Genomic DNA, 26429 nt, shown 5'->3' with positions numbered 1-26429 from the left:
TCTTTATTCTCTACCTGCTATTGTCCCTTGAGTTCCACGTGAGCGGGTTTCCCAGCCTCCCCGAGAGCCTTGAGGGGCCGGCCGTTTATGTCTCCCTCGACGGCACCGCCGTCGCCGACATCGACCACGAAGCCCTTGGCGCCTTTCCATTCGATGACGTCGCCAGCCTTGAGGTCGTAGCGCTGGGAGATGCTGTCGTCAATGGTTATGCTGAGCCAGCTGTCGCGGTTGAATCGCAGCCTCAGCACCACGCCGCCCGGCTGGCTCGGGGGAGTCGCAGGGGGGAGCGCGTCGGCCTGGGCCGGCACCGGCGCGGCCGCGGAAGTCCTCTGAGGCATCACCGGTGCCGCAGTAGGCGGAGCGGGAGCCGGGGAAGCGGGAGAGGGAGGCTGCGCCTGGCGAACGGGCTTTTCCTCCTTCTCGGAAAAGAGGATGGCAGCCATAATTACCAGTACCAGAAGGACCGCTGGAACGACCCAACGACCGGGGCCCGGTATCTTGCTCCGTTCCATGATCTCCACGGGACGCTGGGGAACCGGCTCCGCCTGCGCCGGGCGTGGCGAGGGGAGGGAACTCTCGTAGCGAGCCACGATGTCGTCGCCGGAGAGCGAGAGGAAATCTGCATAGAGGCGGAGGAAGCCCTTGATGTAGGCAGGGCTGGGAAGCTTCTCGTACTCCCCGGATTCCAGGGCCATCAGGTAGTTCTTGCCAACCTTGGTGACCTTGGACGCCTCGTCGAGTTCGATCCCCTTCGACTCGCGGACGCTCTTCAGGTACTCCCCGACCGGGAGCCCCCCGCCTTTTTCTGCGTCTTCCTCAGCCACGTATCCTCACTTGAGAAGGTCCGAGTACTCCCTGGAAAGCTGCCCGATCTCTGAATCGGGAGCGATGCGAATCACTTCCTTGAAAGCATCTCTGGCCCCTTTTGGTTCCTTTTGCTTCATCAGCGCCAGCCCCAGGTAGTAGTGGGCATTGGCGTAGGAGGGGTTCAGGGCCAGCGCCCTGCGGTACTGGTCCACGGCCAGGTCGATCTTATCCAGCGCGAAATAGACCCGGCCGAGGTTCAGCCTCCCCCGCGGGTCCGACGGATTCTTGCTGACTGCGCTCCGGAGCACCGCCAGGGCCTGCTGGTAATCGCCCTTCCCCAGGTGTGCGAGCCCCATATTGATGGCCGCGCTGTCCTGCCCGGCATAGAAGATGTCATCCTGGACCAGCTTGAACTGGGCGATGGCGTCGTCCCACCGCTTCATCTCCAGGTAGTTGACCCCGAGGTTGTTGCGCGCATCGGAGTAGTCAACCTTCAGATCAAGGGCTCTCAGGTACTTGGCCTCCGCCAGATCGTAGCGCCCCTTGCGGAAATAGGTCAGCGCCAGGTCGTTGAGGAGGATGGGATCCTTGGGGGTGAGCTTCTCGGCCTCGGTGAACTCCTGCAAGGCTCCGGTAAAGTTATTCTCCGCGTAGAACGACTGCCCCATCTGGTAATGATAGAGTGCACGGTTCTTGGTGGCGCTAGTGGCGCATCCTGCGGAGAGGAGCAGGGGCAGCATCAGGATCAATAGAGTCCAACGGGGCATATTCTCACCAGATAAAGGCCGTTTTGACCACCCGGAAAAATTAGCAGATTAACAGAGGCTTGTCAATGAAGGTACCGCCCCCTCACCTTCAGGGTCAGGCTTCACCGACCCCTTCAAAGTGGGTCATCTGCTTGAAGCTGCGATAACGTGCCTCGATTTCGGGGTAGGTAAGGGTCTTGAGCCTGTCGAGGCTGAAGGCCTCGACATTGAAAGAGGCCATGACCGATCCGAAGATTACAGCCTGTCGCACCCCTTCATCGCTCAGGTTCCCGGTGTTGGCGAGGTAGCCCATGAAGCCTCCGGCGAAGGTGTCCCCTGCCCCGGTGGGATCGAAGACCTCCTCGATGGGGAAGGCGGGTGCGGCAAAGAGGGAGTGACCGTTGAACATCAGCACGCCGTACTCACCCCTCTTGACGATGAGGTTCTTGACTCCCATGGCGATGATCTTCCTGGCGGCCCGGACCAGGTTCGACTCGCCCGAAAGCTGCCGTGCCTCGCCTTCGTTGATGATGAAGAAATCGACCCGGCTGATGACTTCCTTCAGCGCCTCGGGCTTGGAGGCGATCCAGAAGTTCATGGTGTCGCACGCCACCACCTTGGGCCTCTTGACCTGGTTCAGGACCTCCATCTGCAGTTCGGGGTCGATATTGGCGAGGATCAGGTACTCTGCGTCGGCGTAAGATGCCGGGATGACGGGGCGGAAGCTTTCGAAGACGTTGAGGTGCGTCTCCAGGGTCTGTGCCTCATTGAGGTCATAGCCGTAGCGGCCTTTCCAGTGGAAGGTCTCGCCCGGAACCCTGGAGAGCCCGGTAAGATCGACATTTCGCGAGGTGAGGAAGCGGGTATGCTCCTCGGGGAAGTCCTCCCCCACCACGGCGACGAGATTGACGTCGGTGAAGAAGCTGGCAGAGGTGGAGAAGTAGGTGGCCGAGCCACCAAGAACCCGCTCCCGCTGGCCGAACGGGGTCTCGACAGAATCAAGTGCAACGGAACCGACGACGAGGATGCTCATGAAGACCTCCGTGGGAAACAGATTGAATTATATTTTAGCCCTTAGCCCTTAACCTATTTCACATACTTCCCGATGATCAACTCCAGGTTCTCCCTGGTCTCCACCGGAATCACCGTGGTGTCGCTGATGATGGCGTACTTCAACGCTTCCGAGCAGGCGCAGCTCCTTTCAGCGGAGACCTGCCGCACAGCGGCCCTGATGATTTTTTTAGCGGTGGCGACGTTCGACTGGATGATGGCGATGATGGCATCGACCGAGACATCGTCGTGGGCCTCGTGCCAGCAATCGTAGTCGGTGGAAAGGGCGATGACGCCGTAGCAGATTTCCGCCTCGCGGGCCAGTTTCGCCTCGGTCAGGTTGGTCATGCCGATAATGGAGGCGCCGAAGGAGCGGTACATATGGGATTCCGCCCGGGAGGAGAAGGCGGGGCCTTCCATGCAGATGTAGGTGCCGCCGCGGTGCACAGCGGCCCCGACTTCCTGCGCTGCGCTGAAAAGGGTGGCAGAGAGGTCCTTGCAGACGGGATCGGCAAACTGGACATGGCCGACGATGCCGTTGCCGAAGAAGGTGTCCTTGCGGAAGCCGCGGGTGCGGTCGATGAACTGGTCGGGAATCACGATGTGGCCGGGGACGATTTCTTCCCTGAGGCTGCCGACGGCGGAAACCGAGATGATTCGGGAGACACCGAGCTTCTTCATACCGTAGACGTTGGCGCGGTAATTGACCTCGCTGGGGGTGAAACGGTGCCCCTTGCCGTGACGCGGCAGAAAGACCATCCGCACGCCGTCCAGCGTTCCGGTGACGTAGTCGTCGCTGGGCCTGCCGAAGGGAGTATCGATGGTGACCTGGCTTACCTCGGTCATCCCCTCCATCTCGTACAGTCCGCTTCCCCCGATAACCCCAATTACCTCGTTCGTCATCTACCCCTCCTGAAGGCGTGAAAGGTGAAGGGTGAAAGGTGAATAGAACCTTTGTAGACCACCCACTATTTCGCGCTGCATATCGAATATCCCAACACTATATAAAAACCATTAAAGCAACTAATGATACAGCAAGAAGGCGAGGTTTCACCTTTCACCTTTCACCTTTCACCTTTCACCTTTCACCTTTCACCATTCACCATTCACCATTCACCGCCTTCTGGTCCAGCCTGCCCTTCAGCTGTCCGCAGGCGGCGGAAATGTCGCTGCCCCGGCTGGAGCGGGTGATGACGGTGACGTTCTTGTCCAGCAGGTACTTGTGGAACCTGTCGATGGCGTCCTGGCTCGGGCTCCTGAAGTCGCTGCTTTCATGCTCGTTGAAGGGGATCAGGTTCACCTTCGAAGGGATGTTGCTGATCAGCCGCACCAGCCTCTTGGCATCCTCGAGCGAATCGTTCAGGTCCCGGATCAGCACGTACTCCATGGTAATCCAGCGCCTTGATGGGAGCGGGAAGGCCTTGCACGCGGCCAGGAGATCCTTCAGGGGATAGGTCCGGTTCACCGGCATGATGCGGGAACGGACCTCGTCCGTGGTGGCATTGAGTGAAACCGCCAGGTTCACGGTCACCGCAGCCCCAAGTTCAGCCATCTGCGGGACCAGCCCGGAGGTCGACACCGTCACCTTCCGGTTGGAGAACTGGAATCCATCAGGGTCGGTCAGGATCTTCACCGCCGGGATCACCGCCGAGAGGTTGGCAAGGGGTTCTCCCATTCCCATGAATACGATGTTTCTCACCGGCTCATCGCGCTTGACCGCGCAGACCTGGTTCACGATCTCCGCCGTGGTCAGATTCCTCGAAAGGCCGAAGCTGCCGGTAAGGCAGAAGGCGCACCCCATGGCGCAGCCGACCTGGCTGGAGATGCAGAGGGTGTTACGACCATCGTCCGGGATCAGCACGCTCTCAACGGCACTGCCGTCGGAGAGGCGGAAGAGATACTTCTTCGTGCCGTCGTCGGATGCCTCGACAACCTCCGGTATCAGGTTGCTGATGGTCGCTCTCTCTTCGAGATAGCCCCTGAACTCCTTGGAGACGTTGGTCATCTCGGAGAACGAGGTGGCGTCCATCTGGTAGAGCCACTTGAAGATCTGCTTGGCGCGGAAGCGCTCCTTGCCAAGCCCGGCGATATACTGCTCAAGCCCCTCGAGGGTCAGGTTCTTTACGTCTGTCTTTTGCATACCTTGGATGTAAAAAGGCCCTTCTCGCGAAGGGCCCTTTGTTGCCTCACTTTTGCGTACTAGACCAGTTCGAGCTGGTTGAAGAAGTACGGAATTTCGAAAGCAGCGGTCTCCGGGGCGTCGGAGCCGTGAACGGTGTTCTCTTCGATGCTCACGCCCAGAGCCTTGCGGATGGTGCCCTCTTCAGCGTTGGCCGGGTTGGTGGCGCCCATGAGCTTCCTCCAGTCGGCGATTGCATTCTCTTTCTCCAGCACCAGGGCGATCACCGGGCCCCTGGACATGAAAGCGCAGAGATCGCCGAAGAACGGGCGCTCCTTGTGCACGTAGTAGAAGCCTTCCGCCTGGCACTTGGAAAGACGGATCTTCTTCATACCGACGATCTTGAAACCGCCTGCCTCTATCATCTCCAGCACCTTGCCGGTAACGTTTCTCTCGACTGCATCAGGCTTGATAATTGCGAATGTTCTTTCCATTGCTTCCTCCCGGGGTCATTGTATTGAACGACCTCTTCAAATAGCATTGCGGCTCGTTTCTTGTCAAGGCAAATCGGGGTTTCGCGGACACAAAAAAAGCCCACAGATGACTCTGTGGGCTTTCTTGAAGCAGGGCGCACCCTGCTTCGAGTTACTTCTTCTCAGCCGGAGCGGCCGGAGCAGCCGGGGCAGCCGGAGCAGCCGGAGCAGCCTTAGCGGAAGAAGTCGGAGCCTGAACCGGAGCAGCCGGAGCGGCCGGAGCAGCCTGCTCAGCAGCAGGAGCCGGAGCTTCTTCCTTCTTCTTGCAGCCAGCAGCAAAGGCAAGAGCCAGAGCCAGGCAAAGAGCTAAAGAGATCAGTTTTTTCATTGACGATATCACCTCTTTTCTTTTTAGATTTACCATTACCGCGCACAGCGCCTGGTTTTTTGTGTCACAACAAAGGGCGAATATACTAGCATTCCTGCAAAAGTCAATACTTTTTAAAGCTAAAAAAACAATATTTTCCTTAGAACCTTCTAGTGCTTACGCTCGCATTCGAGCTACAACTACACCCCTCTCATCAAAACCAGCGTAGCTGCGAGAGTTTTGCTGCTTTGTCGTCTGCGAAGACATCCGCCAGCACGGCACTGGACGCGGCTGTCGTGAAGCTTCGACCTTGTCTGCCGAACGGAGAAGGAGTCTCAATCTCAATCAAGAGAAGGTTAGCTCTTGTAAATGTGAAGCAAATATATTACCTTACCAACGTTAACCAATCCCAAAATACCAGCCACTGTCTGTGGAGGACCCGTGACACAAACGCTCAGCTCCGAAGAGAGGAAACTTCTTTTGGAACTAGCCCGCGAGGCGGTCACAGCCGCTGTCCGCACCGGCAAGGTCCCTGTCCGTGAAGTATCAGCAGCCCCCCCCATCGAGGCTCAGGGATGCTTCGTAACCATCAAGAGTAACGGTGCGCTCCGAGGGTGCATCGGCAACCTGACCTCAGACAAGCCCCTTTATCAATTGGTACAGCAGATGGCCGCTTCTGCTGCGATTCGGGACCCGCGCTTCTACCCGATGAAGGAAGAGGATCTCTCGAACTACGAGCTGGAGATCTCCGTCCTCTCGCCGTTAAGCCGCATCTCGTCGCCAGAGGAGGTTGAGGTCGGGACTCATGGCCTGTACCTGGAGAAGAACTTCTCGCGCGGCGTCCTGCTGCCGCAGGTGGCGGTCGAACAGGGATGGAACCGCGAGACCTTCCTTAACCAGACCGCCCTTAAGGCGGGATTAAAGCGGGATGACTGGAAAGAGGGGGCGGATATCTACGTCTTTACCGCCGAGGTCTTCGGCGAAGACGAGTCTCGAGGCGAAGCCTCAACTGCGCGTTAAGGGGAGCGCTACCCGGGCATGGAGTTGCCGCCACCAGGAAGCCGGAGCCGGCTCCGTCGCGTCATTTCTCGAGCCATCGCCCCTGCCGCCCCGTCCCGAACCGGCACCATTCGAGGTCATCCTGCCAAAATAAGAGCAAAAAAAGGGGGCGCTTTCGCGCCCCCTTTGTCGTCCCTGTGGGAAGGACAATTACATCTTCCTGCCACCCTCTGCAGCCCATTTCTCGAGCATGTCGGTGGTGACGGATTTCGGACGCTCGATGGCGTAGCCGAGTCCGCGGTCCCAGGTGATGTTCGCCATGCAGCCAAGTGCGCGACCCACGCCGAAGAGGACGGTGTAGAAGTCCCACTCCTTGAGGCCGTAGTACCACTGGATGACGCCCGACTGTGCGTCGACGTTCGGCCAGGGGTTCTTGGTCTTGCCGTGCTCGGTGAGGACGCCCGGGGCGGTCTCGAAGATCATGGCGACCAGCTTGAACAGCGGATCGTCCTTGAGGCCCGGGGTCTTGAGGCAGAACTCGCGCTGTGCGGTGTAGCGCGGGTCGGTCTTCCTGAGAACGGCGTGACCGTAGCCCGGAACGACCTGGCCTGCGTTGAGGGTATCCCAAAGAGCCTTGGTGACGTTCTCTTTGGTCGGCTCGGCGCCGTTGAGCTTCTTCTGGAACTCCATGATCCAGCCGAGCACTTCCTGGTTTGCCAGGCCGTGCAGCGGGCCAGCCAGGCCGTTGAGGCCTGCGGAGTATGCGTAGTACGGGTCGGAGAGAGCGGAGTGCACGAGGTGCGTGGTGTGGGCCGAGACGTTGCCGGACTCGTGGTCGGAGTGGAGGATGAAGTACATCCTGGCCACGTCCTTGTACTGGTCGCTCTGGCCGATCATGTGGGCGAAGTTGGCGCCCATGTCGAGCTTCGGATCGATCGGGATCTGCTTGTCGCCGCGGTATTTGAGGTTGTAGATGAAGGCAGCCAGTACCGGGATACGAGCCACGATGTCGCTGGCGTCTTCGTAGACGGTCTCCCAGGCGTCCATCTTGTTGAACTTCCCGGAGCTGTAGAAGGCGGCGAACTTGGAATCCTTCTGCATGGCCAGGATGCCGACGGAGAGCATCACCATCGGGTGGCTGTCTTTCGGAAGAGCGCGAACTGCCTGGTAGACGTACTCAGGGACTACCTGGCGGGTCTTGAACTCGGCTTCAACGGCGGCAACCTGGTCCTGGGTCGGGACTTCGCCGGTGAGGAGGAAGTACCAGAAGGACTCGACGGTCGGATACTCGGAACCGGCAGCCTTCGGAAGTGCTTCGAAGGTCTCGGGGATGGTCTTACCCCTGAAGCGAATCCCTTCCTGCGGATCCAGGTAGGAGATATCGGTGACGAGGCTCCTGATATCACGGGCACCACCAATGCACTGGCCGATGTCGACCTTGTCGATGATCACGGAGCCGAACTCCTTGGTCAGGCGAGCGGTACGGGGACGGTGGGCTTGGATCTTCTCAAACAACTTCTCTTTTAATTGCGTCATGTGTCTGATCTCCTTTTCTGTTGGGGTTGAGTGCACACTGATGAATTAACGACGTATCTGCCACCCTCTTCGACACCGGTGCCGGTCGAACCACATTCGCGGCCGGTTGCGCAGGAAGTATACTGTATACAAAGAGTTTTCAAATGTATACCATTGCCTCGGTTCAATTTCAATACAAAAAAATTCTGTTTTACTATTTTGATTACATTTTTGTCGGGCTCATAGAATTACAACTTTCTCATCCGAAAAGGTGAGCTGCTTAAGTCCGCTTTCTGTAAGGTAAAAGGTGTTCTCTATGCCTACCGCCCCCTCCCCAGGAAAGACCAACTTTGGCTCGAAGGCGAATACCATCCCGGGCTCCAGCCGCTCTGAGTCGAACCCCTTGGCTATGAAAGGATACTCATCTATCTCTATGCCAATGCCGTGACCGATAAACGGCACCTGTGAGCCGGGGCCGCCCATGAAGTTGTCACTGTAGCCCAGATCGGAGACAAGCCTCATGCAGGCGTCATAGATGCCCCCCCAGGTCGGGCGCGCCTCGGCCATCTCCATCATCAGGGCCTGGACCCGCAGCATGGCGTCGTACCCCTTGCGCAAACGGTCCGGCAGCGGCCCCAGGGAAAAGACCCTGGTCTGGTCCACCATGTAGCCGTCGAAGCAGCTGGCGATATCGACCACGATCGGCTCGTTGCGCCCCACCCTGTTGTAGCTCGCCCCGTGCCCGAAGGCCGGGGTGAGCCCCATGCCTCCCAGGGGAGTATTGGTGCAGGCGGGGGCGGCCGAATCGGCCCCGGAAAGGACCTGGCTCACAGCGAGCTCACCGTTGAAGGCCCGCATGCGCAGGTATCCCTGGTGCCCCTCCAGGCGCGACAGGTGCTCAAGCTCCGCCGCAAGCTCGAGCTCGGTCATCCCCTCCCGGATCACCTCGGCGGCCTTGCGGAAGACCTTGTCGGCCTGGTTGGCGGCATCCTGCAAAATGTGGATCTCGTAGTGGGTCTTGACCGCCCTGACGCGGCGGATGAGGGGGGTGGCGTCGATAAACTCGGCGTCGGGATAGATGGCGAGGTACTTCCGGTAGATGGCGACCGGCAGGACGTCCAGTTCCAGGCCGATCCGTGCCGGCGTCGGGTGCCCCTGGGCGGCCACCAGTGAGGGGAGTTCGCTGGGCGAAAAAAAAGGGACTACCTGGGCCAGGCCGCTTTCCATGCGGGCCCTCAGGTAGTCCCTTCGCACCAGGTAGATCGGGTCCCCGGAGGCGGGGACGTAGAGGTTTCCGGCCTGTACGGTGCCGGTGAAATAGAAAAGGTCTGCGTTCTGCACCATGATGACCGCGTCTAGTCCCGCGGCGGCCATCTCCGATTGCAGTTTACGGTACCGGTATTCGAGTTCGTTCCTCGGCGTGAGCCGCATATCTCCTCCTTGACCCTTCCTCATGAATTTTGTGGAGGAAGGGAGGAGGAAACATAGCGTACTCTGCCCGGGCCGTCAACAGGGAGGAGCCGGAATAGCCGCGCCCTGGACGGCTGTTTCCTGCACGGTACCGTCGACCTCGTCCAGCTGCAGCTCGCGTATCGCCATCTCGCGCAGCTTGAACTTCTGGATCTTGCCGCTGGCGGTCATGGGGTAGGAGTCGACGAAGCGGACGTACTTGGGAATCTTGTAGTTGGCGATCTTGCCGCGGCAGAACTCCCGGACCTCCTCCTCGGTCATGGCCACCCCATTCTTGAGGATGACCGCCGCCATCACCTGCTCCCCGTACTTGCGGTCGGGAACGCCGTAGACCTGGACGTCGGAGATGCCCGGGTGGGTGTAGAGGAACTCCTCTATCTCGCGGGGATAGATGTTCTCGCCGCCGCGGATGATCATGTTCTTGATCCGGCCGGTGATCTTGCAGTAACCGTTCTCGTCCATGACCGCGAGGTCGCCGGTATGGAGCCAGCCTTCGGAGTCGATGGCCTTGGCGGTCTCCTCCGGCATCTTGTAGTACCCCTTCATGACGAGGTAGCCGCGGGTGCAGAGCTCGCCCTGTTTGCCCGGGGGGAGCGCGTCGCCGGTCTCGATGTCGACGATCCTCAACTCGACGTTGGGAAGGACCCGGCCGACGGTGGAGACCTTCAGTTCCAGCGGGTCCTCGGTACGGGTCTGGGTGATCACCGGGGATGACTCGGTCTGGCCGTAGGCGATTGTGATCTCGCTGGCGTGCATGTCGCGGATGACCCGGCGCATGACCTCGATGGGGCAGTTGGAGCCGGCCATGATCCCGGTGCGAAGCGAGGTGAGATCGAACTTGGCGAACTCCGGGTGCTCCAGCTCGGCGATGAACATGGTGGGGACCCCGTGAACCGCGGTGCAGCGCTCCTTCTCAATGGCCTGCAGCACCTTGAGCGGCTCGAAGATCTCCACCGGCACCATGGTGGTGCCGTGGGTGACGCAGGCCATGACCCCGAGCACGCAGCCGAAACAGTGGAAAAAGGGGACCGGGATGCAGAGGCGATCCTTCTCGGTGAAGCGCATGCACTCCCCGATATTGAAGCCGTTGTTCACCACGTTGTGGTGAGTCAGCATGACACCCTTGGGGAAACCGGTGGTGCCGGAGGTGTACTGCATGTTGATCACGTCATATACCGACAACCCGGCCTCCGCCTCTGCCAGCTCTGAGTCCGGTACATCCTTGCCCAGCTCGATGACGTGCTCGAAATTGACGGTGCCGGCAGGAGCCCCCTCGCCGAGGAAGACCACGTTCTTGAGGAAGGGAAGCTTGGCGCTGGTCAGCTCCCCGGGCCTGCTGGAGGGCAGCTCAGGCACCACCTCGGCCAGGGTCTGGACGTAATCGGTGTCCTTGAAGCCCTGTACCAGGAAAAGGGTGCTGGAGTCGGACTGCTTGAGGATGTACTCAAGCTCGGCGGACTTGTAGCTGGTGTTGACGGTGACGAGTACCGCTCCGATTTTGGCGGTGGCGAACTGCAGCGTGACCCATTCCGGCACGTTGTAGGCCCAGATGGAGAGATGGTCTCCCTTCTTGACGCCCATGCGCAAGAGCCCCTTGGCCACCTGGCGGCAGCGCTCGTTGAACTCCCGGTAGGTGTAGCGGAGGCCCCGCTCGACGTAAATCAGGGCCTCATTGTCAGGAAACTTCTCGGCAATATGGTCCAGCAGCCCGCCGACGGTCAGATCGATCTGTTGCGACATTGATCACCCTCCTGTTTGATTGCACTAAACATTTGTCTATGCTGTTCAACTTGTTGAAATAAAAAGGTTTTCATCATTATCACAGCGCACCGGCCGTGTCAAGGTTTATGGAGAGTGAAATATTGATCGGCTTCCCTGTCCCGGAAAGTTATCCTTGTAATGCCTGCCCCCATAATTTATATATCGTTGCGGGTTCATATTCATTGGCGGTCATTACCGGAGAGGTCGACGGGACCAAGGTGACGGATTTATCCGCCACTCATTGGCCCCGCCGGCAAAGACGCAGGCCATTACCTAACTTGTGGACGAACTGTAAAGAAGCCCGACACAAGGGACCTCCTCCGGCTTTAACGATGCCAAACGTTACTCCAAATGGCCGTGATCTTTCGACACTTTTTCCCAGCGTGACGGGACGCATGCTGCTGCCCATTTTTTAGGCAATTTGCTAATCACCCCGATTCGGAAGCAGTTTTCCGAAAGATTCACATGTTTTCCACAGCACTTTCCACAAACACTGTGGACCAACGTGTGACAACCCCGGTTTCACTCACAAAAACAGCGACTTAGGCATCAACAGCCGAAGCTGCGGCACGGTGCACAGAGGACCCACGGATGCAGAAAGTACTGGTCATTGAGGATGAAAAGGACCTGGCGGAGCTGATCGCCTTCCACCTGGAAAAGGAGGGTTTCCAGGCTGTGGTCGCCTTCGACGGCACCTCGGGATTGACCGAGGCGCGTCGATCGAAACCCGACCTGATCCTGCTCGACGTGATGCTCCCCGGCATCATGGGGACCGAGATCTGCAGACTCTTGAAAGGCTCCGAAGATACGGCTCCCATCCCTGTCGTCATGCTTACCGCCAAAGGGGAGGAGATAGACCGTGTGGTAGGTTTCGAAATGGGAGCAGACGATTATGTGGTCAAGCCCTTCTCCATACGGGAACTTATGCTGCGGGTGCGGGCCGTGCTGAGGAGAAGCGGCAATAACGCCCCCAAGGGGACCATCATTTCCATAGGAGAGCTTATGATCGACACCCAGCGGCACACGGTGACCGTCTCGGGGGAGGAGGTGCTGCTGACCTCCACCGAATACAAGCTCCTGATCAACCTGGCCCAGAAGCTCGACCGGGTGCAGACGAGGGAGGCCCTGCTGCAGAGCGTCTGGGGATACAACTACTTCGGCGACACCCGCACGGTCGACACCCATCTGACCCGGCTCCGCACGAAATTGGGGAGCGCCGGGGAGATGATCAAGACCGTGCGCGGCTTCGGTTACAAGCTGGAGCAAAGATGACCGCGACCTTCCGCTCGAAACTGATGGCTTCCTACCTGCTGCTGGTGCTCTCCCTCGGTGCCGGACTCTACGGATACCTCGCCGTGAGCCTCGAGCATTCCATGACCACCGGCACCAGGGAGCACCTGCAGGACGAGGTACGGGTGGCCTCGCTGATGGCCACCAAGGAGATCCGCGACCTGAGGCAGGACGCCCCTGCCCTTACCGCGGCCCTCTCCAAGGCCATCAGGGCCAGGGTAACCGTTATCGGCAGCGATGGCGTGGTCGTCGCCGACTCCGACGTGGCGCCGGCGGATCTGCCCAAGCTGGAGAATCACGGCGGACGTCCGGAGGTGCGGCAAGCCCTGCAGAAGGGGGTGGGAAGCGCGGTCCGCTACTCCGAGACCTTGCGCATGGACATGATGTATGTGGCGGCCCCTTTCGGTGAGGGCGGCTTCATCCGGCTGGCCCTGCCGCTGGCCGAGCTCGAGCAGGCGAAAAAGAAGCTGCAGCGGAGCCTCACGGCGGCCCTTGCCGTGGCCGTGGTTGGATCGCTGCTCCTCTCCTACGTCCTGTCAAACGTTAACTCCCGGTACCTGAGGATGCTGGCCGCCCGCGCCTCGCGCATCGGCCGGGAGGGGTTCGGCAGCCCGATACCGGTTACCACAGGAGACGAACTCGGTAAGCTTGCCCAGGTCATCAACGAGATGACCGTGAGGATCAAGGAACAGCTGGAGCGGATCTCCTCGGAGAAGAACCAGCTGGACGCCATCCTCAAGGGAATGGGCGAAGGCGTCATGGTGACCGATGCCGGCGGAGTCATCACAGTCGTCAACCCTGCTTTCTGCGACATGCTTGGGGTCGGGGCTGAGGTGACGGGCAAGCAGCTTCTCGAGATTACCCGGCATCCCGACCTCAATGCCGCCAGCCGCGAGGTCCTCTCCGAGCGCAGGGAGCGCCAACAGGAGGTCTCCCTTGCCGAAGGCCAGTCGACGCTGGTGCACTGGGTGCCGCTGGTTGAGGGCTCGTCCCTGAAGGGGGCGGTCGCCGTCTTCCACGACATCACCGAGCTGAAGAAGGTGGAGCGCATCCGGCGGGACTTCGTGGCCAACGTGTCGCATGAACTGCGCACCCCCGTCACGGTGATCAAGGGCTATGCCGAGACCCTGCTCTCGGGGGCAGTGGCGGAGGACCCGCAACGCCGTGAACGTTTCCTGGGCATCGTCCACAATCATGCCGAAAGGCTCTCCTCCCTGGTCCGGGACCTGCTGACACTCTCCGAGCTGGAATCGGGGGAGCTGGCCATGCAGTTGCAGAGCGTAACCCTGGCGGGAGCCATCACCAACGCCGTGCTGCTGATGGAGCAAAGGGCCGAGGAAAAAGGGGTGACGCTGGAATGTAGCGACGCCAAAGGTCCCGAGCGGGTCCTGGCGGACCGCAGCAGGCTGGACCAGATCCTGATAAACCTCGTCGACAACGCGGTGAAGTACAGTTCAACGGGAGGGAAAGTCGTCATCTCCGCCGCCGAGGAGGACGACATGGTGCGGATCTCGGTACGGGACAGCGGCATCGGCATTCCCAAGAAGGACCTGCCGCGCCTTTTCGAGCGTTTCTACCGGGTGGACGAGGCCAGAAGCCGCGAGCGCGGCGGGACGGGGCTGGGGCTCTCCATCGTCAAGCACATAGTCCAGGCCCACGGCGGCAGCGTCTCCGTCGAAAGCACCCCCGGCATCGGCTCGGTCTTCTCGTTCACGTTGCCGAAGGCGTAAAGACGTGAAGGGTGAAGGGTGAAGGGTGAAGGGGCTTCTGCAAGTTCTGCCTCCGCTGAAAAAGAAACCGCCGATACTTCTAAAATCGGCGGTCGTTTAACCATTCCAGACGGATCTTGTCGCAACGGGTGCCTGCCTACCAGTCGTTCAACAGGTTGGCAACCTCTTCTCCGTATATCTCTATGTTGAGCGCGCGGTAGGAGTCACGGATCTCCTTCAGCCTGTCGATGGGCCGTTCGAACCCGCTGAGAATCTGGGGAAATATCAACCGCAGCAGTGACATTACAGGCCTCCTTTTCCGTTCGCTGAGCCGGCAGGGCTCGCCAGCAGGAAGACGCCGGTCATCTTGAAGAGCATGGTGTGCATCGGCGCCAGTCCTTCCAGTGTGATGGTCGCCTGCTTCTTTTCCCTGATCTCCTTCAGGCAGCGAAGGAGCAGGGCCACGCCCATGGAGTTGATCCGGCCGGCTTTGGCGAAGTCGAGTCTGACCAGGCTATGCCGTACCTTGACCGGCAACTCCTTAAAGAACTTCTCTGTGCTGTAATCTACCGTCCCCTCAATTTCAAAGTAGTCGAAACTTTCGGCGCCGTGATCGGTCGGGCTGGTCATGCTGTACCTCCTTTTTTGTGCTCTATTATGTGAAAGCCCCGCGGCGCCTCGGGATCGAGTCCGCGTGAAAGCGCCAGATCCCCACCCACAACCGTTTTGCTCCCAGGATAGACGGAAACGTGAAAATGATCGAAGAAGCGCCAGATCAGGAAGAGCCCCCGCCCTCCCATGTCGTCGCAGGGATCAACTTGCTCCTGGTTCTTGGCCAGGTACTCGACCACCAGGTCGGGATCGAGCGTCCCCCAGTTGTCGCTCATCTCCAGGGCGAGGGTTTCTCCGTCGAACCCGAAGCTGAAGACCAGTCGCTCCCCGGGGAGCATCTCGCGCGCCACGCCTTTATTGAAGAGCTTCCCGCCCCCGGCGGCCTTGGGCGCGCCGAACAGTGCGTTCTCGATCAATTCGTCGGCCAAAAGCGCCGCCCGCTGCCGGAAGAGGCCGAGTTCCTCCCCTTCTCCCGCCAAGGCCGCATCGAGCAATTCAAGAAGCTCCTCCTTCTGCCCCGATGAGTGCAGCTCGAAGGTGCACACGCTCTTCGGGGAGATGAGTCGGTCGGCGATGGTGATCGGGCGCCGGGCAACGAGCTTCTCCAAAACGGCGTCGAAGTATCCCTTGCCGCCGTGGTCGCGCTCAGGTCTGTCCACCTCCAGATGCCGCACGGCATCCGCGCTCAGTTGCAGCAGCGCCGGGGAAGGATCGTCCGAGGAACTGAGGATCAACAGCTCCGCCTGCGGGAAGTGGCTCCTGACCACCGCCGCCAGTTCCGGATGTTCTGAAGGATAGAGCCTGGAGGAAATTATCACCACGGCAGGATCGATCCCCTTGGCCACTAGCCGCTCGACCGACCGCTCCAGGTCATTGCGGGGGGTCACGCTCCACAGCGCCGAGACGCCGTCAAGGTAGGCAGCCCAGGCCCCCGCGTCTGATTCGTCTTTGAATATCGCCACAACCGATTTCAACTGCTGCACTGACTTCTCCCTTTCAAAATGTTTAGTCAGCCCCGGAGGGCGAAGAGGGTGGTGACGTCGTCTTCTAAAAGGGCCGTGCCGGTGAACCCCGCCGCCCCCGCCATGAGAGAAGCATGCAGGAGGTCGGGACTGTGCAGCCTGATCGCGTCCCTCAACAGGCCAACCAGCCGCTGGTAGCCCAGCTCTTCTCCGTCGGGGCTGGTGCACTCGACGATCCCGTCCGTGTAGAGAAAGAGCGCGTCGCCCGGTCCAAAGGTGGTGCGGTGCTCGTCATAGGCGCTGTCGATCTCGAACCCCAGGGGAAAGCCGACCGCCGCGTCCAGGAACTCCGGCTCGCCGCCAGCGCCCCGCATGAGGTAAGGGAAGTTATGGCCTGCATTGGCGATGGTGACCACGCCCGATTCGGTGTCGATGCAGGCGATGAGGCAGGTCATCAACAGGGTCTGGCGCGCCGTCTGGAGAATGGCGTTGTTCATGCCGGCCAGGAGCCCGGCGGGAGTGGTTATTCCCAGGGAGAGGAGGGTGTGAAGGCTGGCCTTGGCCGCGGTGGTGACCATTCCGGCCTGCACTCCATGGCCGCTTACGTCCGCTATCACGAGCCCTACCTTGCTCTTTCCGATGGGAAAATAGTCGAAGAAATCCCCTCCGATTTCCGAGCTGGTGCTGATCCCCCCCGCCACCCTGACGCTGTTCATGCTGCAGTTGGAAGGGGGCAGGAGGTCCTGCTGGATCTTGGCGGCCCTGGCCACCTCCTCGCGGATGCGAAAGCTCAGCCGATCGAGTTCCGCCAGCAACCTTTTCTGTTCCTTGGTCACGGCCAGCATCAGGTCCGAGACCTCGACCACGGCGACGCACCTGCCGTCCTCGATCAGCGGGAAGGCCTGCGTCTGCAGGGTGGGATCGAGCGCAAGAAGCTGGATGGCCGCCTCGCTGATCTCCGTCTCCGGCCCCATGACCACCCCCAGCCCGTGCAGGGTCTCAGGAAGGGTGTGGATGGGCTGTTTGCCGTAGAGGTCCTGGGCAAAGGGGCGGCTCATCAGGTTCTGAAAGGCCTTCCTGCCGATGCAGTCAACAAAACCGTCCGGGCCGATGACGGGCACCACGGAGAGGTCGGGATTTTGCTGGAACAGCGCAGCCAGGGTCTTGACAGGCTGCCCGGCCTCGACAACAACCGCCTCTTTACTGATGCTGAAGATCTTCTGGACGTCGTCATCTTGTCCCATCGCTGCCCCCCCCTTTTGATGAACACAGTATCCCGCCAAAAGCTTTCAATCGTGTTACAACCCCGTCACCTTTGATCGAAATCTGATGTCAGAGCCGGAACCGGACATGATCAGATCTTTCCGGCATCGACATGGAAACTCATGGTGGCAGCGGTCACCCTGCTGAGACCGGTATAGAGGAAGATGGCGACCCAGATCAGCTGCATCATCAACAGGGGGCCGGGGTTCCACATTCCGGCCAGGCCCGCTGAAAGGGCCGGGACCGCCGCCTGATCACCGAAGTGCCGGGCCACCCAGATGCCGTAGAGAACGCCCGAGTTATCGTTCAACCTGAGGCTGCCCTGAGGCGGCTTAAGCAGAGGTAACGAAGGGGGGGCAGCTTTTTCTGAAGGCCGCGACCAGGAGCGGATAGAGGAGGAGCGCCAGGGGGGGGACGGTCACCAGCCAGGCGCCTACCGCCTTCAGGGTGGCCAAGCCGAGGACCGTGAGCCCGCCGGAAAAGCCGCCGTGCAGAGCCCTCTTCAGCACCTCGCCGGAGAGCCGGGGGCCCCAGGGAAGGCATCTCTCCCCGAGAGTGACGAAGGGAAAAAAGAGGGCCACCTGTAGCGGAAGGACCAGGTAGTTGATCGCCTGCATGGCCGCCTGGTTCAGCCCGAAGCGGGCCGCCAGCGCCACGCAGAGCAGGGTTGTCCCCCACAAAAGAGGCAGGGTCCCCACCGCGCTGCCCAGGCAGATGGTGACAGCCAACTGCTCCGGGGCGAGCCCCTGCTGCAGCACGCGCTTCCCGGCCTGGACCATGCTGCCGAAGAATCTTGCTACCGGCACGTCACCCCCTCCCCTTGAAGCACCAGGTGGCGCCCCGCCCAGTCGCTGACTGGCTCCCCGCCAGGGGTCGGATCGAAGCCCTGGATGTCGGCGCCCCGTCCGGCTCTCCTGAGTGCCTCACGTCCTTTCCCTGCACCATGAAGATCACCATTTCGGCGATGTTGGTGGCGTGGTCGGCAATCCTTTCCAGGTACCTGGCGACCGAGTTCAGCCGCATGGCGCGTGGGATCGCGCTGGAATCCCTCATCATGAAGGACAAAAGTTCCCGCTGCAGTTCCTCGTTCAGGGCGTCGACCTTGCAGTCCTCCCGACGGGCCTGAGCCGCGAGTTCGGCGTCAGCGCTGACAAAGGCATCGAGCGCCTGCCGCACAGCGCTGTTTGCCGCTTCTGCCAATAGCGGCAGGTCGATGTCGGGCTGAACCGGCGCCTCGCAACAGAGAGCCAGCGCGTGTTCGGCTATCCCGGCACAGTGATCGCCGATCCGCTCCAGATCGGTCACGATCTTGAGCGCCAGGGTGACGAAGCGCAGATCCTTGGCCGCCGGCTGCCGCCTGGCCAGAAGGAGCAGGCACTTCTCGTCGATCCCCACCTCCAGTGCGTTTACCACCCGGTCCCGCGCTATGATCTTCTCGGCCAGGGCCCGGTCGCGCTTGACCAGCGAGCGGACGGAATCGACGATCATCTGCTCGACCTCGCCCCCCATCGCAAGAAGGAGAGCGCGTATCTCTCCCAGCTCCGCATGAAAGACGCTGCTCAAATGTTCCTTTGCCATATCGGATCACTCCCATCGGTGCTGCACACGTGGGCCGACAGCTGCGCCGCCCGTCTCGGTTAGGGCACTACCTGCTCTCCAGTCACGGCGCTCGACGAGGGCTTGAGGGTGAAATAAAAACTCGATCCCTGTCCGCTGCTCTGTACTGACACGGTGCCGCCGTGCATCTGGACCAGATGCTTCACGATGGAGAGGCCCAATCCCGTCCCCCCCTGTTCCCGGCTTCGGGCGGCGTCCACGCGGTAGAAGCGTTCGAAGATGCGCCCCTGATCTCGCGAGGGGATGCCGATGCCGGTATCGTGGATCCCGATCTTCAACATGTTTCCTTCGGCGGCGGCGCTCATGGAGACGGCGCCCCCCTCGGGGGTGTACTTGATGGCGTTGTCCACCAGGTTCACCAGGATCTGCTCCAGCCGGGCTGCATCGGCCAGCACCGGGGGCGCCGGGTCCAGTCCGGAGAGGTCCACCACGACCCCCTTTTCCTGCGACTTCGGTTCCAGAAGCGCTGTCACCCGCCGGGCCACGTCCTGCGGCGAGACGGCAGCCGGAGCCAGCGAGAGGTTCCCGGACTCGAGCTGCGACAGGGTCAGCAAGTCCCCCACCAGTGCGGCCAACCTGTCGGCGTGGGAATGAATGATGGAGACGAAGCGCCTCGCCTGGGCCGGGTTTTTTTCGAGTGCCCCGCCCGCCAGGGTCTCGGCGTAACCCTTGATGATGGTGATGGGGGTGCGCAGCTCGTTGGAGACGTTGGCGACGAAATCCCTGCGCACGTTCTCAAGCGTCCTGATATCGGAGATATCGTGGAATACGACCACCACCCCCTGCAGGGCGCCATGCCCGGGGAAAGGCACCCAGTGGGTGAGCACGGTCTTTTCGCCCGGTGAGCGCAGGACGAGTTCCTCGACCCGCTCCGCCTTGGTCGCCATCACCTCGCGGAAGCTATCGTGCAGCGCGGGGTGCCGCGAGATGTCGATGAGAGGCTTCCCCTCGACCTCCTCGGACAAGGAGAAGAGTTTTCTGAAGGCAGGATTGACCAAGGTGATGCAGCCCGTGGCATCGGCAACCAGGATCCCCTCACCGATCCCCCGCAGTATGGTATTGAGGCGGTTTCTCTCCGCCCTGGTGCTGGCAAGGTCATCCTCGATCCTGAGCGAGACCTCCTTCAGGACCTCGGCCAGCTGCCGGACCGCGGTTCCCTCCCCCGTGTCGACCCTGAAGTTCCCTCCCCCCTTCCCGATCCGGGATGCGTCTCGGGTCAGGCCCTCCAGGGAGCGGGCAAAGAGGAGGGAGGGACGATGGCCGGAAAGCGCCAGATAGAGGGCCAGGGCCAGGGAAGACGCCAGTACGGCCGGATGGTGGTGCAGGTGGAGGCAGAGCAGCATGCCCAAAAGCAGGAAGACCGACAGCTGCGCCCGCGAGGAAGCCGATTTCACTCCCCCTCCATCTTGTAACCGAAACCGCGCACCGTCTTGATAAGGTCCCCGGCCCCGCCCATCTTCGTGCGCAGCCTGGTGATGTGGGTGTCAACGGTGCGGGTATCTTCAACATAGTTGTAACCCCAGACATCCCGCAAGAGCTGTTCGCGGCTCTGCACCCTCCCCATGCGCTGGGCCAGGGTGTGCAGCAGCCTGAACTCGGTACTGGTGAAGACGACCTCGACGTCGTTCACCGCGACCCGGTGTCTGTCTGCGTCGATGGAGACGGGGCCGACGGTTATCATGGGGCTGGCCGCAGGCTGGGTCTTGGCCCGCCTGAGCACCGCCCTGATCCGCAGCAGGAGTTCGCGGGTGGAGAAGGGTTTCACCACGTAATCGTCGGCGCCGACTTCGAGACCAACCACCTTGTCGATCTCCTCCCCCTTCGCCGTCAGCATGATCACCGGGATCCTGGCCGTCTTGTCGCTCATCTTCAGCAGCTTGCAGACCTCGGTACCATGCAGCCTCGGGAGCATGAGGTCGAGCAGGATCAAATCAGGCTTCAGCCGTCCAGCCTCGTCGAGTCCGGCAAGGCCGTCCGGGACTATCACCGCGTTGAATCCTTCCTGCTCCAGGTTGAACGCCACCAGTTCTGCAAGGTCCCGCTCGTCTTCAATCACCAGAATTGTCTGCATCTCCGCCTCCGTCAGCCTCTATCACTGTCATCTTAATACAGGGCGATTGTGGAGATATCGTTACAGGAAGATGAATTATTCGCGAATCTGCGCCCCCCCATTCTCACCGAACAGTAACCGCGGTGTAACACGATCTCAAGAATTGTGCTGTACCTTGCCGCGAGTACCCGATGGTCTTTTCTTCAACTGAGAGGATGCTGCACACGGCAGAGACCTCAAAGGACCGACAGCAGAGCAAAGAGAGGTTGCCAACATGACTCCAGCAGCACCTGCGGCATCGAGCCAAAAGCTCTCTCCGTCCCGGCATCGCCGCGGCATCCAGCATTCCTTCAACGACAGCGGCTCCCTCATTTACGCAGGCCGCGACTGCCTGAAGAGCGGGGGCGAGGCCGGTATCGTGGCTCTCTACTTCCGCAGCGGTGATGATCCGGTCGAAGTACCGGCAAGCTATCTTTCGCTGCTGGTTCGCATGATCGGGAGCCAACTGAACGGCAGGATCGAGGGGGGCTACCAGGCCGCCAGGGGGGAGTATTTCCTGCTGCTGGTCCCCGGCCGGCAGCCATATGGCGCCGACGCGTTCCGGGAGGATCGGGAGACCGTCCGCCGCGCGCTGGGCCGGCAGTTGCGGCATCTCGACACCAAAACGTCCCCTGTCGACTTCCGGCTGACCGGTGTCCACCTCTGCAACCGCGAGGGCGAGAGGGCCGACAACGTGCTCTTCAGGGCACTGCAGGAGCTGTTCTCGGCCTCCGCCCCAACCGCGGGAATAGATGAGGCGGACCGCGGGGAAATCGTCAAGATCATCTCCCAAGGCATGATCACCCCTGTCTTCCAGCCCATCTTCCGTATCGAGGACGGCGAGGTGCACGGTTACGAGGCTTTAAGCCGCCTTCACCCGGCCAGCACCCTACCCAACCCCGAATACCTGTTCAACAGGGCCGTGCACTTCGGCCTCACCTCGCAGCTGGAGATGCTTTGCCGACGGAAGGCGCTCAGCCGTGCCCGGGAGCTGGAACTCCCCGGCAGACTCTTTCTCAACGTCTGCCCGAGCATCTTCCTGTCCAGTGATCACCGGCGGGGCGCCACCGCGGCCTTTCTGGATGAGCTCGGGCTCAGGCGCTCCGACATCACCTTCGAGCTTACCGAGAGGACCCTCATCGAGGATTACCAGTTGTTCAAGCGGATACTCTCCTACTACCGGCAGCAGGGCTATTCCATAGCCATAGACGACCTGGGCTCGGGCTATGCGGGGCTCAAAATGCTCTCGGAGCTTGAGCCGGAGTATGTGAAGCTCTCGAGCTTTCTAATCCGCGATATCGACCGGATCACGACCAAGCAGGCCCTGGTCGAGTCACTGATCACCTTCTGCGCCAGGATCGGGGCAAAAGTCATCGCGGAAGGAATCGAGACCGCCGAGGAGCTCCAATACCTGAAGAAGGCAGGTCTCGTCTTGGGGCAGGGTTACTACCTGGCGCGCCCGGCACCTAACCCGTTTATCCGTTATAACGGGGAAAGATAACTCGGCGCAGCATGGATAAAAGGAGCAGAGATGAGGTGGTACCATGGACTTACCTTGGGGAGGAAGGTTCTGGCAGGATTCTTGACCGTGGCGTGCCTTGCCGGAATGAGCGGGATGCCCGCACCCCACGTCTCTTTTATTGGTATCAACACGAAACCGTAACCCGTCCGTAACGTTGTAGTCCTAACATGCCTTAACTAACATGAAACTGGCTATCGACAGCGGAATGGCAGGAGCCGGACCGCGAAGGAGGCGAGATGTGGGGGAGTGAGACTATAGATGGGATCGCCAGCAGCTTTTTCGAGAAGAGCGCAAGGGGACTGCTGAGCCTGCTGATCGTGGCCATACTGCTGGCGGTCCTCGCCGGCGTCCTTTACACCTTCTACGACCTCAGGTTGATCATCGTTCTCACCTTCCACGCGGCCTTCAAGGCCATCCTGGTCGACATCCTCACGGTGCTGGCCCTGGTCGAGATCCTTCGGACGGCGCTGGCCTACTTCAGCGAGGGGCGGGTCAAGGTCACCTACATCATCGATACCGTGATGGTGACCGTGCTGACCGAGGTGATGGCCTTCTGGTACAAGGAGATGCCCTGGCAACAGCTTGCCATGGTGATACTGTTGACACTGTCCCTGGCGCTCATCCGGGTCATCGCCGTCAGGTACTCGCCCCGCAGCCACCGCGGAGAACTGTGACCCGCGCCACCATCAAGGATTCACCAAACTTTGCCGGAACTGTAACAGAACTGTAACAATCCCGGGGCATCCTGTAACGGTGCATATAATGACAAAAAGGAGAGAGACTATGTTGAAGAAAATCCGCAAGACCGTCCTGGCGCTGGCAGCCATGGCCACTTTCGCAGTGGCGGCAAGCGCGCAGGCCGAGACCCTGATCAACGGCGCAGGCGCCACCTTCCCCTACCCCATCTACTCGAAATGGTTTTCGGAGTATGCCAAGATCGACCGCAGCGTGAAGTTCAACTACCAGTCGATCGGCAGCGGCGGCGGCATCAAGCAGATCACCGCGCAGACCGTGGATTTCGGCGCGAGCGACAAGTTTCTCTCCGACGCGGAACTGAAAGCCGCCCCCGGAAAGCTGCTGCACATCCCGACCGTCATGGGCGCGGTGGTGGTCACCTATAACCTCCCCGGCGTGGGCAAGGGGCTGAAGCTGACCCCGGAAACGCTGGCCGGCATCTACGAAGGCAAGATCACCTCGTGGAACGCCCCCCAGATCGTCAAGGACAACGCCGGGCTGAGGCTTCCCAGCAAGCCGATCATCGTGGTCCACCGCACCGACGGCAGCGGCACCACCAACATCTTCACCGATTACCTCTCCAGCGTGAGCCCCGAATGGGCCAAGAAGGTGGGCAAGGGGACCTCGGTCAACTGGCCAGTCGGCCTCGGCGGCAAGGGTAACGAGGGCGTGGCAGGCCAGATCAAGACCACCCCCAACACCATCGGCTACGTCGAGCTGGCCTATGCCTTCGAGAACAAGCTCCCCTACGCTTCCCTCAAGAACAAGGCGGGGCACTTCGTAGAGCCGTCCATCGCCTCTACCACGGCCGCCGCCGCGGGAGCGGCAAAATCGATGCCGGCCGACTACCGCATCTCGCTGGTCAACCAGCCGGGCAAGGACGCCTATCCCATCGCAGGCTTCACCTGGCTTCTCGTCTACGAGAATCAGAAGGACAAGGTCAAAGGGAAGAAGCTGGTCGAGTTCCTGAACTGGGAGATCAAGCAGGGGCAGAAGATGGCCAGCCAGCTTCTCTACGCGCCCCTTCCGGCGAACGTGGCGAAAATGGTCGAAAAGACCATCAAGAGCATCCGTTGACCTTGCAGATCAAGCTCCCATCTCCCCTGTCAGAATGGGGGGGATGGGACTTCGAGGAACGCTTTAATTTAATCATTACCAAGGTAAGATCGGAATTGCCATGCCACCAGTAAAGGCTTCAACTCTTTCCGCCCTGCAGACGGAGAGCCCCGTGGAAACTGCGACCAAAGCAAAGCCCATTCAAAGGCAGAAGAAGCTCAACGCGGACCTCGTCTTCAGGTACCTGACCGCGCTTTTCGCACTGAGCATCCTGTTGATCCTGGCCATCATGCTGTTCGAGATGGCCAGCCAGAGCCTCCCTTCCCTGAGACAGTTCGGATGGAAGTTTCTCTCCAGCAGCGAGTGGGATGCCGTCGCCGGCAACTTTGGCGCCCTCCCCTACCTCTACGGTTCGGTCGTCTCCTCGACGCTGGCGCTGGCACTGGCCACGCCCCTTAGCATCGGGGCCGCCCTCTTCGTCACCGAGATCTGCTCCAAGCGGGTGGGTGGGATCATCTCCCCGCTGGTCGAGCTCCTCGCTGCCATACCCTCGGTCATTTACGGCCTTTGGGGGGTGCTGGTGATGGCCCCCTGGCTCCAGTCGACCGTCGAGCCCTTCCTGATCGAGCATTTCGGCTTCATCCCCCTCTTCCAGGGTGCGCCCTACGGGGTCAGCATGCTGGCCGCCATCTTCATCCTGATGATCATGGTGGTGCCGATCATAACCTCGATCACCAAGGAGGTCCTCCTCGCGGTGCCGCAAAGCCAGAAGGAAGCCGCCATTGCCCTGGGCGCGACCCGGTGGGAGATGATCAGGATGGCCATCCTCCCCTACGGGAAGTCCGGCATCCTCGGTGCCGCCATCCTGGGTCTCGGACGCGCGGTCGGTGAGACCATGGCGGTCACCATGGTGATCGGAAATGCACCCAAGATCTCCCTTTCGCTCCTGTCCCCGGCCTACACCATGCCCAGCGTCATCGCCAACGAGTTCGCCGAGGCCAGCTCGAAGCTGCACAGCTCGGCGCTGATGGAAGTCGGTCTGATCCTGCTGGTGGTCACCCTGATCATCAACGCCCTGGCCAGGCTCCTCATCTGGAGCGTCTCCAACAAGAGCGGAGGTGCCGCATGATGCATGGCGTCAGCTTCCGTAAAGCCAAGAACCATCTGGCGACCGCGCTGATGGTCGCCGCCACCGCGGCGGTGCTGATCCCGCTGGGTCTCATCTTCTTCCACATCGTGAAGATGGGGATCTCCTCGGTCAGCCTGGACTTCTTCACCCAGATCCCCAAACCGCCCGGCGAGCCAGGCGGCGGCATGGCCAACGGCATCGTCGGCTCGATCGTCATGATCGGCATTGCCTCGGTCATAGGGCTCCCCATCGGCATCTTCGGCGCCATCTACCTCACCGAATTCGGCGGCGGGAAGATCTCCACCGCGGTGCGCTTCGCGGCTGACGTGCTGTCGGGGACCCCTTCGATCATCACCGGGCTGGTGGCCTACTCTCTGCTGGTCGTCCCCATGAAAGGTTTTTCCGCCCTGGCCGGAGCTGTGGCGCTGGCGCTGATCATGATTCCCATCGTGCTCAGGACCACAGAGGAGCAGCTTAAGATGGTTCCGGGGTCACTGCGGGAAGCGTCGCTGGCCCTCGGGGTGCCCTTCTGGCGGACGAGCCTCAAGGTAACCCTGCGAAGCGCGATGTCGGGCGTGCTGACCGGTATTCTCCTGGCGGTAGCGAGGGTGGCCGGGGAAACCGCGCCGCTCCTCTTCACGGCGCTGGGCAACCAGTTCTGGAGCAGGAAGGTTACCGAACCGATGGCTGCCATTCCGCTTCAGATCTTCAACTTCGCCATCTCGCCGTATGAGGACTGGCACCGTCTGGCCTGGGCGGGGGCGCTGGTCTTGGTGACGGTGATGTTCACCTTGAGCCTCACCGCGAGATTCTTCAGCAGGGGGAGAAGGGCCTGACAACAGAGGACACGGCGCAAATAAGAAAAAGCTCCACCACAGAGGAACACAGAGGAAACGACCTGGATCTTTAGCGGCCACCGACAATACTCAACCAACATAAAAGAAGGCGATTCGATGTCTTACCAAGCCAAGTTACAGACTCAGCAGGAACAGCAACAACTGAAGGTTCAACTGAACGGCGTGAACATCTATTTCGGGAAGACCCACGCCGTCAAAGATATAAGCATGGCGTTTCCTGAAAATAGTGTCACCGCCATCATCGGACCATCAGGGTGCGGCAAGTCCACCCTCCTTCGCTC

27 protein-coding genes, 1 tRNA gene and 1 pseudogene are annotated in these 26429 nt (G+C 60.6%); 10 read left to right on the top strand and 19 right to left on the bottom strand.

Annotated features, from left to right (window positions below; all coding sequences use genetic code 11):
- Nucleotides 1-17: 17 nt before the first annotated feature.
- From AC11W3_RS15055 to AC11W3_RS15025, 7 genes are all read right to left on the bottom strand, one after another.
- Nucleotides 18-824 carry a helix-turn-helix domain-containing protein gene (locus AC11W3_RS15055; RefSeq protein ID WP_484089386.1) on the bottom strand — a complete coding sequence of 269 codons (807 nt, stop codon included), beginning with the start codon at nt 822-824 and terminating at the stop codon, nt 18-20.
- 6 nt (nt 825-830) lie between these two features.
- A complete protein-coding gene (locus AC11W3_RS15050; RefSeq protein ID WP_484093264.1) occupies nt 831-1574 on the bottom strand; it encodes a tetratricopeptide repeat protein in 744 nt (247 codons plus the stop codon).
- 94 nt (nt 1575-1668) lie between these two features.
- On the bottom strand, nt 1669-2586 hold the full coding sequence (locus tag AC11W3_RS15045) for a PfkB family carbohydrate kinase (RefSeq protein WP_484089384.1): 918 nt from the start codon (nt 2584-2586) through the stop codon (nt 1669-1671).
- A 53-nt stretch (nt 2587-2639) separates the two neighbouring features.
- Nucleotides 2640-3506 carry an S-methyl-5'-thioadenosine phosphorylase gene (mtnP, locus tag AC11W3_RS15040; protein ID WP_484089383.1) on the bottom strand — a complete coding sequence of 289 codons (867 nt, stop codon included), beginning with the start codon at nt 3504-3506 and terminating at the stop codon, nt 2640-2642.
- Nucleotides 3507-3702: 196 nt separating this feature from the next.
- Nucleotides 3703-4743 (bottom strand): dual-specificity RNA methyltransferase RlmN, encoded by a 1041-nt coding sequence (rlmN, locus tag AC11W3_RS15035; RefSeq protein WP_484089382.1) that lies wholly within the window; start codon nt 4741-4743, stop codon nt 3703-3705.
- Between the two features lie 59 nt (nt 4744-4802).
- Entirely contained in the window at nt 4803-5216 is a 414-nt protein-coding gene (gene ndk / locus AC11W3_RS15030; protein WP_484089381.1) for a nucleoside-diphosphate kinase, read from the bottom strand.
- A 151-nt stretch (nt 5217-5367) separates the two neighbouring features.
- Entirely contained in the window at nt 5368-5583 is a 216-nt protein-coding gene (locus AC11W3_RS15025; RefSeq protein WP_484089380.1) for a hypothetical protein, read from the bottom strand.
- Nucleotides 5584-6003: 420 nt separating this feature from the next.
- On the opposite strand from AC11W3_RS15025, the gene amrA reads away from it, so the two are divergent.
- The gene (amrA, locus tag AC11W3_RS15020; RefSeq protein ID WP_484089379.1) at nt 6004-6582 is read left to right on the top strand and encodes an AmmeMemoRadiSam system protein A; all 579 of its coding nucleotides are present in this window, start codon (nt 6004-6006) and stop codon (nt 6580-6582) included.
- Between the two features lie 189 nt (nt 6583-6771).
- On the opposite strand, the gene AC11W3_RS15015 is transcribed toward amrA, so the two are convergent.
- The 3 genes from AC11W3_RS15015 to AC11W3_RS15005 form a co-directional block, all read right to left on the bottom strand.
- Nucleotides 6772-8097, bottom strand: coding sequence for a citrate (Si)-synthase (locus AC11W3_RS15015; RefSeq protein WP_484089378.1), 1326 nt, complete (start codon nt 8095-8097; stop codon nt 6772-6774).
- 219 nt (nt 8098-8316) lie between these two features.
- Nucleotides 8317-9507 carry a M24 family metallopeptidase gene (locus AC11W3_RS15010; RefSeq protein WP_484089377.1) on the bottom strand — a complete coding sequence of 397 codons (1191 nt, stop codon included), beginning with the start codon at nt 9505-9507 and terminating at the stop codon, nt 8317-8319.
- Nucleotides 9508-9582: 75 nt separating this feature from the next.
- Nucleotides 9583-11286, bottom strand: a complete 1704-nt coding sequence (locus tag AC11W3_RS15005; RefSeq protein ID WP_484089376.1) for an AMP-binding protein — start codon at nt 11284-11286, stop codon at nt 9583-9585.
- A gap of 612 nt (nt 11287-11898) precedes the next feature.
- Here AC11W3_RS15005 and AC11W3_RS15000 point away from each other — a divergent pair.
- Together AC11W3_RS15000 and pnpS are read left to right on the top strand one after the other, a co-directional pair.
- A complete protein-coding gene (locus tag AC11W3_RS15000; RefSeq protein WP_484089375.1) occupies nt 11899-12579 on the top strand; it encodes a response regulator in 681 nt (226 codons plus the stop codon).
- Entirely contained in the window at nt 12576-14327 is a 1752-nt protein-coding gene (gene pnpS / locus AC11W3_RS14995) for a two-component system histidine kinase PnpS (RefSeq protein WP_484089374.1), read from the top strand. Before AC11W3_RS15000 ends, pnpS begins: the two co-directional genes overlap by 4 nt.
- A 136-nt stretch (nt 14328-14463) precedes the next feature.
- Here pnpS and AC11W3_RS14990 read toward each other — a convergent pair whose 3' ends face one another.
- Genes AC11W3_RS14990 through AC11W3_RS14980 form a run of 3 tightly spaced genes read right to left on the bottom strand, consistent with a single transcriptional unit; the run spans nt 14464 to nt 15901 of the window.
- Complete coding sequence (locus tag AC11W3_RS14990; RefSeq protein ID WP_484089373.1) at nt 14464-14610, bottom strand: hypothetical protein; 147 nt, start codon at nt 14608-14610, stop codon at nt 14464-14466.
- The gene (locus tag AC11W3_RS14985; protein ID WP_484089372.1) at nt 14610-14936 is read right to left on the bottom strand and encodes an STAS domain-containing protein; all 327 of its coding nucleotides are present in this window, start codon (nt 14934-14936) and stop codon (nt 14610-14612) included. Before AC11W3_RS14985 ends, AC11W3_RS14990 begins: the two co-directional genes overlap by 1 nt.
- Entirely contained in the window at nt 14933-15901 is a 969-nt protein-coding gene (locus AC11W3_RS14980) for an ATP-binding protein (protein WP_484089371.1), read from the bottom strand. The genes AC11W3_RS14985 and AC11W3_RS14980 overlap by 4 nt, the downstream gene beginning before the upstream one ends.
- A 35-nt stretch (nt 15902-15936) precedes the next feature.
- Here AC11W3_RS14980 and AC11W3_RS14975 point away from each other — a divergent pair.
- Nucleotides 15937-16004 (top strand) — tRNA-OTHER (locus AC11W3_RS14975).
- Here the strand turns inward: AC11W3_RS14975 and AC11W3_RS14970 are convergent.
- From AC11W3_RS14970 to AC11W3_RS14945, 6 genes and pseudogenes are all read right to left on the bottom strand, one after another.
- Nucleotides 16003-16458, bottom strand: a pseudogene (locus AC11W3_RS14970) (PP2C family protein-serine/threonine phosphatase); the annotation flags it as partial. The gene AC11W3_RS14975 and the pseudogene AC11W3_RS14970 overlap by 2 nt on opposite strands.
- 776 nt (nt 16459-17234) lie before the next feature.
- A complete protein-coding gene (locus AC11W3_RS14965; protein ID WP_484093263.1) occupies nt 17235-17453 on the bottom strand; it encodes a hypothetical protein in 219 nt (72 codons plus the stop codon).
- A 22-nt stretch (nt 17454-17475) separates the two neighbouring features.
- Nucleotides 17476-17949 (bottom strand): DUF2062 domain-containing protein, encoded by a 474-nt coding sequence (locus AC11W3_RS14960; protein ID WP_484089369.1) that lies wholly within the window; start codon nt 17947-17949, stop codon nt 17476-17478.
- Between the two features lies 1 nt (nt 17950).
- Entirely contained in the window at nt 17951-18721 is a 771-nt protein-coding gene (phoU, locus tag AC11W3_RS14955) for a phosphate signaling complex protein PhoU (RefSeq protein WP_484089368.1), read from the bottom strand.
- Nucleotides 18722-18780: 59 nt separating this feature from the next.
- Nucleotides 18781-20154: an ATP-binding protein gene (locus AC11W3_RS14950; protein WP_484093262.1), complete on the bottom strand. Its 1374-nt coding sequence runs from the start codon at nt 20152-20154 to the stop codon at nt 18781-18783.
- Nucleotides 20151-20831 carry a response regulator gene (locus AC11W3_RS14945; RefSeq protein ID WP_484089366.1) on the bottom strand — a complete coding sequence of 227 codons (681 nt, stop codon included), beginning with the start codon at nt 20829-20831 and terminating at the stop codon, nt 20151-20153. The genes AC11W3_RS14950 and AC11W3_RS14945 overlap by 4 nt, the downstream gene beginning before the upstream one ends.
- Nucleotides 20832-21084: 253 nt before the next feature.
- Here AC11W3_RS14945 and AC11W3_RS14940 point away from each other — a divergent pair, with 253 nt between their 5' ends.
- The 6 genes from AC11W3_RS14940 to AC11W3_RS14915 all read left to right on the top strand — a co-directional run.
- Nucleotides 21085-22350: an EAL domain-containing protein gene (locus tag AC11W3_RS14940; protein ID WP_484093261.1), complete on the top strand. Its 1266-nt coding sequence runs from the start codon at nt 21085-21087 to the stop codon at nt 22348-22350.
- 257 nt (nt 22351-22607) lie between these two features.
- Entirely contained in the window at nt 22608-23045 is a 438-nt protein-coding gene (locus AC11W3_RS14935; RefSeq protein ID WP_484093260.1) for a phosphate-starvation-inducible PsiE family protein, read from the top strand.
- Nucleotides 23046-23154: 109 nt separating this feature from the next.
- Nucleotides 23155-24183, top strand: a complete 1029-nt coding sequence (pstS, locus tag AC11W3_RS14930; protein ID WP_484093259.1) for a phosphate ABC transporter substrate-binding protein PstS — start codon at nt 23155-23157, stop codon at nt 24181-24183.
- 100 nt (nt 24184-24283) lie between these two features.
- Entirely contained in the window at nt 24284-25291 is a 1008-nt protein-coding gene (gene pstC, locus AC11W3_RS14925; protein ID WP_484093258.1) for a phosphate ABC transporter permease subunit PstC, read from the top strand.
- On the top strand, nt 25288-26127 hold the full coding sequence (pstA, locus tag AC11W3_RS14920; protein ID WP_484093257.1) for a phosphate ABC transporter permease PstA: 840 nt from the start codon (nt 25288-25290) through the stop codon (nt 26125-26127). Before pstC ends, pstA begins: the two co-directional genes overlap by 4 nt.
- Before the next feature lie 117 nt (nt 26128-26244).
- Nucleotides 26245-26429: ATP-binding cassette domain-containing protein (locus AC11W3_RS14915; RefSeq protein WP_484093256.1), on the top strand; the 185-nt coding region annotated here is incomplete at its 3' end.

This window comes from Geomonas sp. (genome assembly GCF_056994735.1).
Note: the sequence above shows the minus strand (reverse complement) of the source record. Positions and strands in the feature narration are given on the sequence as shown.